This window comes from Arthrobacter koreensis, assembly GCF_009193255.1.
GTDB classification, from domain to species: Bacteria; Actinomycetota; Actinomycetes; order Actinomycetales; family Micrococcaceae; genus Arthrobacter_B; species Arthrobacter_B koreensis.
The window spans coordinates 131,662-144,961 of record NZ_WACG01000005.1; the positions used below are offsets into that span (position 1 = coordinate 131,662).

Annotated in this window: 12 protein-coding genes; 5 read left to right on the forward strand and 7 right to left on the reverse strand. The window is 64.3% G+C overall.

The features are described from left to right. Positions 1–19: 19 nt before the first annotated feature. The 6 genes from GD628_RS11350 to GD628_RS11375 all read right to left on the reverse strand — a co-directional run bounded on the left by GD628_RS11350 (position 20) and on the right by GD628_RS11375 (position 8,145). A complete protein-coding gene (locus GD628_RS11350) occupies positions 20–1,309 on the reverse strand; it encodes an ABC transporter permease (protein WP_152274784.1) in 1,290 nt (429 codons plus the stop codon). After that, a complete protein-coding gene (locus GD628_RS11355; protein WP_152274785.1) occupies positions 1,306–2,673 on the reverse strand; it encodes an ABC transporter permease in 1,368 nt (455 codons plus the stop codon). Before GD628_RS11355 ends, GD628_RS11350 begins: the two co-directional genes overlap by 4 nt. Then, on the reverse strand, positions 2,670–4,214 hold the full coding sequence (locus GD628_RS11360) for an ABC transporter ATP-binding protein (RefSeq protein WP_091606835.1): 1,545 nt from the start codon (positions 4,212–4,214) through the stop codon (positions 2,670–2,672). Before GD628_RS11360 ends, GD628_RS11355 begins: the two co-directional genes overlap by 4 nt. A gap of 123 nt (positions 4,215–4,337) precedes the next feature. Further along, positions 4,338–5,450 (reverse strand): BMP family lipoprotein, encoded by a 1,113-nt coding sequence (locus tag GD628_RS11365; protein ID WP_377955945.1) that lies wholly within the window; start codon positions 5,448–5,450, stop codon positions 4,338–4,340. 216 nt (positions 5,451–5,666) lie between these two features. Next, entirely contained in the window at positions 5,667–6,872 is a 1,206-nt protein-coding gene (locus GD628_RS11370) for an amidohydrolase (protein ID WP_152274786.1), read from the reverse strand. A gap of 124 nt (positions 6,873–6,996) precedes the next feature. Then, positions 6,997–8,145, reverse strand: coding sequence for a mannose-1-phosphate guanylyltransferase (locus GD628_RS11375; protein WP_226802499.1), 1,149 nt, complete (start codon positions 8,143–8,145; stop codon positions 6,997–6,999). Between the two features lie 228 nt (positions 8,146–8,373). On the opposite strand from GD628_RS11375, the gene sdhC reads away from it, so the two are divergent. From sdhC to GD628_RS11400, 5 genes are all read left to right on the forward strand, one after another. Continuing rightward, the gene (sdhC, locus tag GD628_RS11380) at positions 8,374–8,754 is read left to right on the forward strand and encodes a succinate dehydrogenase, cytochrome b556 subunit (protein ID WP_091606843.1); all 381 of its coding nucleotides are present in this window, start codon (positions 8,374–8,376) and stop codon (positions 8,752–8,754) included. A 3-nt stretch (positions 8,755–8,757) separates the two neighbouring features. Next, positions 8,758–9,225, forward strand: coding sequence for a succinate dehydrogenase hydrophobic membrane anchor subunit (locus GD628_RS11385; protein ID WP_091606846.1), 468 nt, complete (start codon positions 8,758–8,760; stop codon positions 9,223–9,225). A gap of 64 nt (positions 9,226–9,289) precedes the next feature. Continuing rightward, positions 9,290–11,056 (forward strand): succinate dehydrogenase flavoprotein subunit, encoded by a 1,767-nt coding sequence (gene sdhA / locus GD628_RS11390; RefSeq protein WP_091606849.1) that lies wholly within the window; start codon positions 9,290–9,292, stop codon positions 11,054–11,056. Beyond that, positions 11,056–11,832, forward strand: coding sequence for a succinate dehydrogenase iron-sulfur subunit (locus GD628_RS11395; RefSeq protein ID WP_091606851.1), 777 nt, complete (start codon positions 11,056–11,058; stop codon positions 11,830–11,832). The genes sdhA and GD628_RS11395 overlap by 1 nt, the downstream gene beginning before the upstream one ends. Positions 11,833–11,935: 103 nt before the next feature. Next, the gene (locus GD628_RS11400; RefSeq protein ID WP_152274787.1) at positions 11,936–12,718 is read left to right on the forward strand and encodes an alpha/beta hydrolase; all 783 of its coding nucleotides are present in this window, start codon (positions 11,936–11,938) and stop codon (positions 12,716–12,718) included. Here GD628_RS11400 and GD628_RS11405 read toward each other — a convergent pair. Then, a complete protein-coding gene (locus GD628_RS11405) occupies positions 12,715–13,296 on the reverse strand; it encodes a 2'-5' RNA ligase family protein (RefSeq protein ID WP_091606858.1) in 582 nt (193 codons plus the stop codon). The two genes, GD628_RS11400 and GD628_RS11405, sit on opposite strands and share 4 nt — an antisense overlap. Positions 13,297–13,300 lie beyond the last annotated feature (4 nt).

The window sequence follows — 13,300 nt, forward strand, 5'->3', positions numbered from 1 at the left end:
TGTCCTTGTGGGGTGGGGATCAGCTCTTGATGTAGGGAATGCCGCTGGCTGCCGGCGCCCTGGACTTACCGACCACGCCGGCGACGGCGAAGATGGTCACCACGTAGGGCAGCATGGCCAGGAACTGGTTCGGCACTGGGGTGCCGAGCAGGCTGAGCACTGACTGCAGGTTGGAGGCGAACCCGAACAGCAGCGCGGCGAACAGCGCACCAATGGGGTTCCAGCGGCCGAGGATCAGCGCAGCGAGGGCAATGTAGCCCTGGCCGGAGGTCATGTCCCGGTTGAAGGAGGATACCGATACGAGGGTGAAGAATGCACCGCCGACGCCGGCTACCGCACCTGCGAGCAGGACGTTCCAGAACCGCATGCGGTTGACGTTGATGCCCACGGTGTCCGCGGCCTTGGGGTGCTCGCCCACGGCACGGGTCCGCAGCCCCCACTTGGTGTGGAAGAGGCCGAAGTAGATTGCCGCCACGGCAATGTACATCAGGTAGCCGATGACGGACTGGTCGAACAGGATCGGGCCCAGGATCGGAATATCCGAGAGCAGCGGGATCGCGATCTTGTCCAGTCGAGGGGGTGAGTTCCACTTGGCCGAGTCCGCGCTGAGCACGGTGGAGAAGAGGAACCCGGTCAGGCCGGAAACCAGAACATTCAGCACGACGCCGACGATCACCTGGTTCACGATGTACTTGATGCTGAACACCGCGAGCACCAGGGAAACCAGGACGCCGGCGATGGCCGCCGCGAACAGGCCCACGAAGGCGTTGCCCGACAGCGAGCCCGCCACGGCAGCGGCAAAGGCGCCGAACAGCAGCTGGCCCTCGATGGCAATGTTCACCACGCCGGAACGTTCACACAGCACGCCGGAGAGCGAACCGAAAATCAGCGGGAACGCCAGGGTGAAGGAACCGGCAAGCAGTCCGTAGAGCGCCACGCTGGGGCTGCGGGCACTGCCCACGGCCCAGGTCAGGAATGCGGCAATGAAGAACACGGCGAACACCGCGATCAGCCAGCCGGGGATGTGCTGGTAGCGGCTGACCAGGACGAAGGCGTACGCGGCCGAGGCCAGAAGGACCACCGTGGCGATCCAGCCCAAGACGGGTGCTGACACGACGATGTCCGGCAGCTGGATGGCTGCGTTGGCGTCCGTCAGGCGGAACGTCACTTCGCTGGCCGGCGAGCCCAGCCCGAACATGATCAATCCGAGAATTGCCAGGACGCCCAGGATGACCGGGGTCTTCCAGCTGCGGATCGGTTTCACGTCCGCCGGCTGGCCCTTGGAGGCGAGAGTTGTTGCGGTGCTCATGCTGCTCCTTGCGCTGCATCGGCTTTTTTGGACATGCGCTTGCCGGAGGTCTTGAAGGCCCCGGGCGGCGGGATCCGGAACAGGGACCGGACCAGCGGAGGTGCTGCAATGAACAGGACAATGAGCGACTGCACCACCAGCACAATGTCGATGTTGGTTCCGGTGCTGGTCTGCATGGTGACGCCGCCTGCACGGAACGCGCCGAAGAGCAGGCCGGCTGCAAAGGTTCCCCAGGGCGAGGACCGGCCCAGCAGCGCAACGGTGATCGCGTCGAAGCCGAAGCTGGCTGCAACACCGGAGGTGAGCACCTTCTCGGTGCCCGATACCTGTGCCACACCGGCCAGGCCGGCCAGCGCACCGGCAATGAGCATCACGATGACGTAGCCCTTGGTGGTGTTGATGCCGGCGTTGCGGGCGGCTGCGGGGTTGGCGCCGACGGCGCGCAGTTCAAAGCCGACCGTCGAACGGTTCAGCAGCCACCAGATGAACACCGTGGCGGCAATCGCCATGATGAAGCCCCAGTGCAGGCGGAACCCGGAGCCGAACAGCGGCGGGAACATTGCGGTGGAGTCCAGCTGGGGGCTGATCGGGTTGGTGGAGCCGGGACGCTGGAATCCGGGAGTGGTGAGCAGGAAGAGCACCAGCTGGATCGCGATGTAGTTGAGCATGATCGTCACGATCACCTCGTGGGCTCCGGTCCGGGCCTTGAGCAGGCCGGCGATTCCGCCCCAGAGGGCGCCGCCGAGTGCACCGGCGAGGATCACGATCAGCAGGTGCAGGCCAACGGGCAGGTGCCAGCTGAAGCCGACCCACGCGGCGAGCGTGGCGCCGATCAGGATCTGCCCCTGGGCACCGATGTTGAACAGGCCGGCGCGGAAAGCAAGGGCGACGCCGAGCCCGGCACAGATCAGCGGGGTTGCCACTGTCAGTGTCTGGGTCAGCGGGTAGATCATGCGGGAGAAGGTGTCGGCCTCGAAATTGAAGACCGAGCCCTGGAAGAGCGCGATGTAGGCGCCCGAAGCCGCAGACCACGCTGCGCCCAGCATGTCGCCCGGACGGCTGAAGAAGTAGCCTGCCGATTCCGCGACCTCTTCGTCGGTGAGGGCGATGAGCAGCCCGCCGACAATCAGTGCCATTAGGACGGACAGCACTGAGACCAGCGCATTGCCGGTGACAATGCGGCGGAGAACCGATTCGCTGCCCGTTTCCGGATGGAGCTCGGTCTCGGGCACCGGTACGGCGGGCGGGGGCAGCGCCCCGCCTGCGGTTTCGGCAGCTTGCAGCAGCCGTGTTTCGTCAGCGGCAGCTTCCTCCTTGCGGGGGGCGGAATCGCCCTGCTGCCTGCTTGCTTCCTCCGGGCTCACTGCGCCCCTCCCTCGTTCTCGCTCTGGTGCGAAAGTGCGTCTTCCGCGCTCATGCCGGCCATCATCAGGCCGAGCACGTCGCGCGAGGTGTTACCCGGGACAATGCCCATCACCCTGCCGCTGTACAGCACAGCGATGCGGTCTGCCAGTTCCAGGACCTCGTCCAGTTCCGTGGACACGATCATCACCGGGGTTCCGCCGTCGCGCTCCGCGACGATCCGCTTGTGCAGGAATTCAATGGATCCGACGTCGACGCCGCGGGTGGGCTGCGAGGCAATGAACAGGGACAGGGGCCGGGACAGTTCCCGGGCCATGACCACCTTCTGCTGGTTGCCGCCGGACAGGGTGCCGGCTGCGGCCTCGGCAGACTGCGTGCGGATGTCGAACTCGTCGATCTTTTCCGCTGCGTTCTTCGCCACGGTTGCCGGACGCATGGACAGGCCCTTCGCGAACGGCGCCTTGTTGTAGCGGTTCAGGACCAGGTTCTCGGCAACCGTGAACGTTCCCACCAGGCCGTCCACGTTCCGGTCCTCGGGCACGAAGCCCACTCCGGCATCGATGATCTGGGACACGCGTTTGCCAACCAGCTCTTCGCCGTCGAGCGTGATGGAACCGGCGACGTGCTCCTGGAGGCCCATGATTGCCTCGGTCAGTTCCGTCTGGCCGTTGCCCTGGACACCGGCGACGGCGAGGATCTCGCCCTTGGCGATCTCGAAGCTGATGTGGTCGACCACGGCCTGGCCGGTGTCCGAAAGCACTACCAGGTCCCGGACCTGGAAGGTGGCGGCTCCGGGCTGGGCAGGTTCCTTCTGGAGGTTCAGGCTCACCGAACGGCCAACCATCATGGAGGCGAGCTCCGTGGTTGAAGCGCTCGGCGGGGCGTCGCCCACCACCTTGCCGCGGCGGATCACGGTGATGACGTCGGAGACGGCCTTTACCTCGCGCAGCTTGTGAGAGATGAAGACGACGGATTTGCCGTCGTCGCACAGCTGGCGCATGATCGCCAGCAGTTCGTCGGTCTCCCGCGGGGTGAGCACGGCCGTGGGTTCGTCAAGGATCAGGACTTCAGCGTCCCGGATCAGGGCCTTGATGATTTCCACGCGCTGCTGCACGCCAACCGGCAGATCCTCCACGACGGCGTCGGGATCAACGTCGAACCCGTACTGTTCGGAGATCTGGCGGATGCGTGCCCGGGTGGTTTCAAGGTTCAGCGAGCCGCCGGCGCGGGTCGTCTCGTTACCGAGTGCCACGTTCTCCGCCACGGTGAAGACGGGAACCAGCATGAAGTGCTGGTGCACCATGCCGATTCCTGCTGCCATGGCATCACCGGGACCTGAAAAGACAACGGGTTTGCCGTTGACCAGGATTTCGCCCTCTGTGGGTTCGTAGAGGCCGTAGAGGACGTTCATCAGCGTTGACTTGCCCGCCCCGTTCTCACCGAGCAGGCTGTGGACCTGCCCCGGCTCGATCACCAGGTCTATGTGGTCGTTGGCAACCAGGGTGCCGAAGCGCTTGGTGATGCCTTTGAGTTCGAGTTTCACAACCCCAACCAATCTGTTTGTGTCTGAGTGTTTGGGTACTCCCAAAGGAAGATTACCCGGAACAGAACGGACCGCTGTTCGTCCGGCTGGACGAACAGCGGTCCGTTTGGCGCGGCCTTGCCCCTACTTGGGGCTGGCTGCGGATTCTACGGTGATTTCACCGGAGATGATCTTGGCCTTGATCTCGTCCACGGCGCTCTTGACGTCTGCCGGAACAGCGTCTTCCTGGTCGTGGTACGGAGCCAGGGTGACGCCGCCGTTTTCAAGGGTGCCGATGTACGGGGAAGCGTCGAAGTTGCCCTCGACGTCCTGGGTGATGACCTCTTCAACGGCCTCGCCCATGAGCTTCATGACTGAGGTGAGGATGTATTCCTTGCCGGTGCCGGCGGTCTCGTAACCGTCGGAATCCACCCAGACCACCTTGTTGGTGGCGCCGCCTGCATTGGCTTCGACAACGGCGTCGAGCGTACCGGTGCCAACCGGGCCGGCCACCGGCATGATGATGTCCGCGCCTTCGTTGATGAAGTTCTCGGTGGTGGTCTTGCCTGCGCCGGTGTCGGTGAAGTTGCCGATGAAGGAGCCGGTCTGGTCTGCCTTGTTCCAGCCCAGGACCTCGACGTCGGTGCCGTTCTCTTCGTTGTAGTAGGCAACGCCGTCAGCGAAGCCGTCCATGAAGATGGTCACGGTGGGGATGTTGATGCCGCCGTAGGTGGCAACCTTGCCGGTCTCCGACGTGCCGGCAGCTACGTAGCCGGCCAGGAACGCTGCCTGGGCGGTGTCGTAGATGATGGGCTTGACGTTGTCCGCCTCGATGGAGTTGTCATCGATGATGGCGAAGTGGCTGTCCGGGTTTGCCTCGGCCACTTCCTTCGTTGCGTCAGCCAGGAGGAAGCCGACGGTGACGGTGATGTTGCAGCCGTTCTGGACCACCATTGAATCCAGGTTCGGGCCGAAGTCGGTCTCTGACTGCGACTCAGCAGTCTTGATCTCGATGCCCAGGTCCGTCTCGGCAGCCTTCAGGCCTTCGTAGCCGGACTGGTTGAACGAGCGGTCATCGAAACCGCCGGAGTCCGAAACCATGCAGGCCAGGAAGTCGCCGTTGGCGCTTGCCTCACCGCTGGATGCGGAGTCTTCTTCCGGGGCGGCACCGCAGCCGGCCAGCAGAAGCGCCGATGCGCCCAGCATGGCGGCGGATACACCGGCATTGCGCTTGAAGCCGCGCGGGAAATTCTTCAATGTTCCTCCAGAAAAGAAAAGTGTTCCACCGCCCTGCCTGCGGCCTGGACCAACGGACGGAAGGGCCTTCGCAGGGGGCGTGTGGTGCGCGCTCCTTCCCTCATGGAGCGCAGCAAGACCTAACCATAGTGCATGTGTTCCGCAGCACTAAGCGAAGCGGTGGTCTGGACAACATTGTTTACATGTTGTTATCAATCGAAGGCTTTGGCGGCCGAATCAGTGCCGCAGGCCGCGGGCTGCGCGGACTGCCGCGGCAGCCATGACGGAGACGCCGCAGCTGATCGCCAGTTCGTCCGGGTTGTAGTCTCCGCGGTGCAGGTCGAAGGTTTCCCCGCCCGGGGTGCGGGTGCCCAGGCGCATCATGGCTCCTGGGATCGCCTGGGTCATCCAGGCGAAGTCCTCGCCGCCCATGGACTGCGGAGTCAGGACGACTGAGTCCTCTCCGAGCTCCGCCCGGGCCGAGGCCTCGATCAGGCCCGTTTCCGCCTCAGAGTTGATGACCGGCGGAACGCCGCGGGTGTGCTCCAGCGCCACTTCGACTCCGTAGGGCGCCGCAACTTCACGCACGACGTCGTCCAGCAGCTCTCCGGCAGCGTGCCACGCCTCGGCGTCGAGGCAGCGCATAGTCCCGGCCATGAAGCCGTGGCCGGGAATCGCGTTCGGCGCCGAGCCCGCGTGGATCTGGCCCCACACCACGGAAACTCCGCTGCGGACATCGATCCGCCGTGAAAGGATGGCCGGCACGCTGACGGCTATCTGGCTCAGCGCGAAGACCAGGTCCTGGGTCAGGTGCGGCCGCGACGTGTGCCCGCCCTGTCCGGAAAGCTCGATGCGGATGGTGTCAGAGGCGGACGTGATGGCACCAATCCGCGTGCCGACCTGCCCGACGTCGACCCGGGGATCGCAGTGCAGCGCCAGGATCCGCGGCACGCCGGAAAGTACTCCCTGTTCAATGACGGACAGGGCACCACCGGGCATGACCTCCTCGGCCGGCTGGAAGATCACGCGGATCCGCCCGCCGAGTGACCCCTCGGCGTCGAGCTTGGCCAGCACCCGGACCGCGCCCATCATGACGGTGGTGTGGATGTCGTGGCCGCAGGCGTGCGCAATTCCGGTGTTCACCGAGGCATATGGCAGGGACGTCTCCTCCAGGACCGGCAGGGCGTCGATGTCCGCACGCAGCGCCAGGCCGATCGGCCCGTCGCCAATGTCCACGTAGGCTCCGGTGTTTTCAAGCCGCTTGGGCTGCAGTCCCGCCGCTTCCAGGGTCTCGACGATCCGGTCAGTGGTCCGGAACTCCTTGTGCGAGAGCTCGGGATGCGAATGCAGGTCCCGCCGGAAATCGATCAGCTCACCCAGGATCGGGGCAACACTGCCCCGGATAGACGGAACGGGTGAACTGCTAAGTGGGGTTGTCTGCACGTATTCAAGGTTAGCCAACCTGCGCTGGTCTGCGGGAACCGGATGACTTTAAGACTTCCCGCAGCGCCAGAACGTGGGAGCGCCACCCAGCCTTTCCCCGCTTCACCCTTATACAGGGATCCGCCTACAGGACGTCCGTATCTCCGCTGGCCTTGAGGTGCTCCACTGCCTTCTTGACTTCCTGCGCATGGTCCTTGGTGGTGACCAGCAGGGCATCCGGAGTGTCCACGATCACCACGTCCTCGATTCCAATCAGCGCAATAACGCGTTTGGTGTCGGACACGACAATCCCGGAGGCATCCTCCGAATAGACGCGCGCGCCGTCGCCCATCACGGTCAGTTCGCTGTTCTCTGCGGCCGGGTTCAGCCGCCCGATGGCGGCGAAATCCCCAACGTCGTCCCAGCTGAAGATTCCCGGAATCATGGCTACGTCCCCTGCCGCGGCGGCGGGCTCGGCCACGGCGTAGTCAATCGCCGTCTTGGGCAGGGTGGGCCAGACCCGCAGCACCACTTCACGGCGGTTCTCGGTGTCCCAGGCCTCGGCAATTTCCATCAGCCCGGCATGCAGCTCGGGTTCGTTTTCCAGCAGGTGCTTGAGCATCAGTGCCACCGGAGCCACGAACATTCCGGCGTTCCAGCTGTAGTTTCCGCTGCGCAGGTAGCTTCGGGCGGTGTCCTCGGAAGGCTTCTCGACGAACTCGACGACGGCGTGGGCGCTCGGTGCGCCCTCGATCTCCAGCGGTTCACCGGCCTTGATGTAGCCGAATCCCGTGGAGGGATGGGTGGGATGGATGCCAATGGTGACGATGTAACCCTGCGCGGCTGTGTGGATGGCCTCCCGGACCGTCTCCTGGAAGACCTCCACCGGAGTGATGACCTGGTCCGCAGCGAAGGATCCCATGATGATCGACGGGTCCCGCTGGTACAGGATTGCCGCGGCTAGCCCGATCGCTGCCGCTGAGTCCTTGGGCTCGTTTTCCAGCACGAAGTTCTCCTGCTGGATCTCCGGCAGCTGCGCCAGCACGGCGGAGCGGTGGAGCAGCCCGGTGACCACCATCACCCGGTCATCGCTCAGGGGTGCCAGGCGGTCATAGGTCGCCCGGATCAGGGTGGAGCCGGAGCCGGTGAGGTCATGAAGGAACTTCGGTGCGGCAGCCCGGGAGAGCGGCCACAGCCGTGTTCCTACTCCCCCGGCCGGAATCACGCCGTAGAAGCGGTCGAAGACGTCGGCGCCGGCCGATTCCGGGTTCACATTTGTCATTTCAGTACTCATCAGTGCCAAGGTTAGCTGAGAGTCCCCATGGCCAGGTCCGCAGACACGAGCAGGCACTGAAGCCGGCACAGCGCGGAGTGTAAGCCAGGTCACACGGAAGGGGAACCTAAATTGATCCCGCTCCGAGTGGGACCTAGATTATGCTTGAGCTTATAAGTGCTCTCGCACCGGCGTCATCACTGCGTGGAAGACGCGCTAGCGCCGCTGCGATGCAGGGAGGAATATTCAGTGTCGAAGTTACCAGCAGGCACGCTTTACCGCGGCCGCGAAGGCCAGTGGTCATGGGTGGCCCATCGAATTACTGGCGTGGTGATCTTCTTCTTCCTTTTGGTCCATGTTCTGGATACCTCGCTGGTGCGCGTGTCGCCCGAGGCCTACAACGTGGTCATCGGAGCGTACAAGAACCCCATCATGGGCCTCGGTGAGCTCGGCCTCGTTGCCGCCATCGTTTTCCACGCCTTCAACGGCCTTCGGGTGATTCTTATCGACTTCTGGAAGAAGGGCCCCAAGTACCAGCGCCAGATGCTGTGGGGGGTCGTCGGTCTGTGGGCCGTGACCATGATCGGCTTCTCCATCCGCCACCTTCCCATCGTTTTCGGGGGTCACTAAGCCATGAGCACTCCTTCAATTGACGCTCCCCGGGCCGGCCGCATCTCCCCGCGGTACACCCGCAACGGGTCCGGCAAGGGCAACTTCGAGATGATCGCCTGGCTGTTCATGCGCATCTCCGGCGCACTGCTCGTCATCCTGATCTTCACCCACCTCTTCATCAACCTGATGGTCGGCGACGGCATCAAGGCCATCGACTTCGGTTTCGTAGCCGGTAAGTGGGCGTCTCCGCTCTGGCAGATCTGGGACCTGGTCATGCTGTGGCTCGCCATGCTGCACGGCACCAACGGCGTGCGCACCATCATCAATGACTACGCCGAGAAGAACTCCACCCGCATGTGGCTCAAGACGGTGCTGTACTCCGCGACCGTCGTCATCATCGTCCTTGGCACCCTCGTGATCTTCACCTTCGATCCGTGCCCCGCCAACGCGACCCTGGACCAGCTGCCGTCCTTCTGCCCCGCTCCCTAGCCCGGCAGGCACCGCAGCAACTCCCTTAGAGCTACACACAGTTTCAACAGAAAGAGCATCTGGTATGCAGGTCCACAAGTACGACGTCGTCATTGTCGGCGCCGGCGGCGCCGGTATGCGTGCCGCCATCGAATCCGGACAGCGCGCTCGGACGGCGGTACTGACCAAGCTGTACCCCACGCGTTCCCACACCGGAGCGGCGCAGGGCGGCATGTGCGCAGCACTGGCAAACGTAGAAGAAGACAACTGGGAATGGCACACCTTTGACACGGTCAAGGGCGGCGACTACCTGGTAGACCAGGACGCCGCCGAGGTCATGGCCAAGGAAGCCATCGACGCCGTGCTGGACCTGGAAAAGATGGGCCTGCCGTTCAACCGCACGCCTGAAGGCCGGATCGACCAGCGCCGTTTCGGCGGCCACACCCGTGACCACGGCAAGGCTCCCGTCCGCCGCGCCTGCTACGCAGCAGACCGCACCGGACACATGATCCTGCAGACCCTGTACCAAAACTGCGTCAAGCACAACGTTGAGTTCTACAACGAGTACTACGTCCTTGACCTGCTGACCGTGGAGGACAGCTTCGGCCAGAAGCGCGTTGCCGGCGTCGTCTCCTATGACCTCGCCACCGGCGAACTGCACGTCTTCCAGGCCAAGTCCGTGGTCTTCGCCTCCGGCGGCGCGGGCAAGGTCTTCAAGACCACCTCCAACGCCCACACCCTGACCGGTGACGGCATGGGCATCGCGTTCCGCAAGGGCATCCCGCTGGAAGACATGGAGTTCATCCAGTTCCACCCGACCGGCCTGGCCGGCCTGGGCATCCTGCTCTCCGAAGCAGCCCGCGGCGAAGGCGCCATCCTGCGCAACTCCGAGGGTGAGCGCTTCATGGAGCGCTACGCCCCCACCATCAAGGACCTTGCCCCGCGTGACATCGTTGCGCGTTCAATGGCCAACGAAGTCCGTGAGGGCCGCGGCTGCGGCCCCAACAAGGACTACGTCCTCCTGGACCTGACGCACCTGGAGCCGGCGCACATCGACGCCAAGCTCCCGGACATCACCGAGTTCGCACGCACCTACCTGGGCGTGGAGCCGTACACCGAGCCGGTTCCCGTGTTCCCGACGGCGCACTACGTCATGGGCGGCATCCCCACCAACATCAAGGCCGAGGTCCTCCAGGACAACGACACCGTGATTCCGGGCCTCTACGCAGCCGGCGAGGTTGCCTGCGTATCCGTCCACGGGTCAAACCGCCTGGGCACCAACTCCCTGCTGGACATCAACGTCTTCGGTAAGCGCGCCGGCATCTACGCTGCCGAATACGCGCTGCAGGCCGACTTCGTTGACCTGCCGGAAGACCCGGAAGCAGACACGATCGCCCTGCTGGATGTTGTGCGCAACTCCGAAGGCACCGAGCGTGTTTCCGAGATCCGCCGCGACCTGCAGAACACCATGGATGCCAACATGCAGGTGTTCCGTACGGCCGAGACGATCAACAAGACGCTCTCCGACATCGCAGACCTCGAAGAGCGCTACAAGAAGATCAACGTCCAGGACAAGGGCAAGCGCTTCAACCTTGACCTGCTGGAAGCCGTGGAGCTCGGGTTCCTCCTGGAACTGGCCAAGGTCATGTCCGTGGCAGCCCTGCACCGCGAAGAATCGCGCGGCGGCCACTTCCGTGAGGACTTCCCGGACCGCGATGACGAGAAGTTCATGCTGCACTCCATGGCCTACAAGGTTGACGAAGCAGACAACGCCGAGCACACGGCCGGCATCCGGCTCGATACCAAGCCGGTTATCTTTACGCGCTACGAGCCGATGGTGAGGAAGTACTAATGACAACGGAAGTCGCTGAGCCGGCCTCGAAGATTGACCTTGCCGAATCCTCGGCCAGTGAAATCCCCTCCTTCGACATCACGCTGAAGGTGCGCCGCTACAACCCGGAAATCTCTGACGAGGCCCACTGGGACGAGTGGACCCTGACCATGTACGGCACGGACCGTGTGCTGGATGCCCTTCACAAGGTCAAGTGGGAGCACGACGGCACCGTTTCGTTCCGCCGTTCCTGCGCCCACGGCGTCTGCGGTTCCGATGCAATGCGCATCAACGGCCGCAACCGCCTGGCGTGCAAGACCCTGCTGAAGGACCTGGACACGTCCAAGCCCATCCTCGTGGAGCCCATCAAGGGCCTGCCCGTGGAGAAGGACCTGATCGTGGACATGGAACCGTTCTTCCAGTCCTACCGCGAGATCATGCCGTTCCTGGTGTCCAAGGGCCACGAGCCCACCAAGGAACGCCTGCAGTCTGCCGAAGACCGCGAGCGTTTCGACGACACCACCAAGTGCATCCTCTGCGCCGCCTGCACGTCCTCCTGCCCCGTCTTCTGGACCGACGGACAGTACTTCGGCCCGGCAGCCATCGTCAACGCACACCGTTTCATCTTCGATTCGCGTGACGACGCCGGAGACATGCGCCTGGAGATCCTGAACGACAAGGAAGGCGTGTGGCGCTGCCGCACCACCTTCAACTGCTCGGAAGCATGCCCCCGCGGCATCCAGGTCACCAAGGCCATCTCCGAGGTCAAGCAGGCCATCCTGAACCGCTCCATCTAGTTCAGGCCCGCTGCTTTCAAAGGCGGAGGAACCGGATCCCTATCCGGCTCCTCCGCCTTTTGCGTACCCGGCCGCCCCGCTGCTGCCGGATAGGGTGGGGAGTATGCCAGAGTTTGAATCTGTTTCCTTTCCCGGCGTCAACGGCACCACCCTGGCCGGGGCGCTGGATGTTCCGGACGGTGATCCGCTCGGCTGGGCGGTCTTCTGCCATGGCTTCGCCCTCGGGAAGAACAGCGCCGCCGCCTCACGCATCTCCAAGGCGCTGGCGGAGCAGGGCATCGGAGTGCTCCGCTACGACGCCGCCGGGCTGGGACGTTCGACCGGCTCCTGGGAGGATGGTTCGTTCACTACCAAGGTTTCCGACCTGCACAACGCGATTGGCTTCCTGCGCTCCTCAGGCCGTCCCCCTACCCTGCTGATTGGCCACTCGCTCGGCGGGGCAGCCGCGCTGGCCGCTGCCGCGAGCGAGGAATCCCTGGCGGCCCTGGTAACCATCGGCGCGCCGTTCCGGCCCTCCCACGTGGCCCACCTGTTCGCTGATGAGCTGGAGACCATAGCCGCGCAGGGACAGGCCGACGTCGAGCTCGGCGGACGCACGCTGACCATCCGCCAGGAATTGGTCGAGGACCTGCACAGCCACGACCTGCGGGACTGCATCGAATCGCTGGACCTGCCGCTGCTCATCATGCACTCCCCCACCGATGAGACCGTGGGGATCGAGAATGCCTCTGAAATCTTCAATGCGGCGCGGCACCCGCGCAGCTTCGTGTCCCTCGAGGGGTCCGGCCACCTGATGCCGGAGAAGGACCAGACCACGCGAGCGGCCGCCATCATTGCTGCCTGGGCAGGGATCTATCTGCAGCAGGCCCGGGCAGAGGGTTCCTAACCCCGCAGGCGCATTTCCTCGCGCAGGACCCACAGACCGTGCGGATCATGTTCGAACACGCCGATCCGGTCCACGGTGAAGCTCGCGCTGTAGTCGCTCAGCGTCTCGACGGCGTTATCCATGCTGGCCTCGGATACATCGTGCGCAACGGTGACATGCGGGTGGTACGGGTACGTGTTTTCATGGTCCAGCGGGCCCGACTGCAGCTCCTTGTGCAGCTGCGAGCATTCGGAGAAGCCGTCTTCCACCTGTACGTAGACCACCGGGGTGACCGGGCGGAAGGAGGCCGCACCGCGCAGGGTCACTGTGAAGGGCGCCTGGGCGGCTGTCACGGCACGCACATGCTCGAGGGCCGAATCCCAGTCCGGTGCCGGCGTCGTGGTCACCAGGGTGATGTGAGCCGGGATGACCGATGCCATCGGGTCCCCGAAGGAGGCCCGCGCACGCCGGAGTTCGGTGGCCATGGGCTCGGGCACGGGGATCACGATCCCCACCCAGCACGGGCTTTCGGGCATCCGGCCGCTGCCGCCGCGTGCTGCGCCGGATGAGGTCTGGACGGTGGAGTTCGTGTAGCCCATGAGC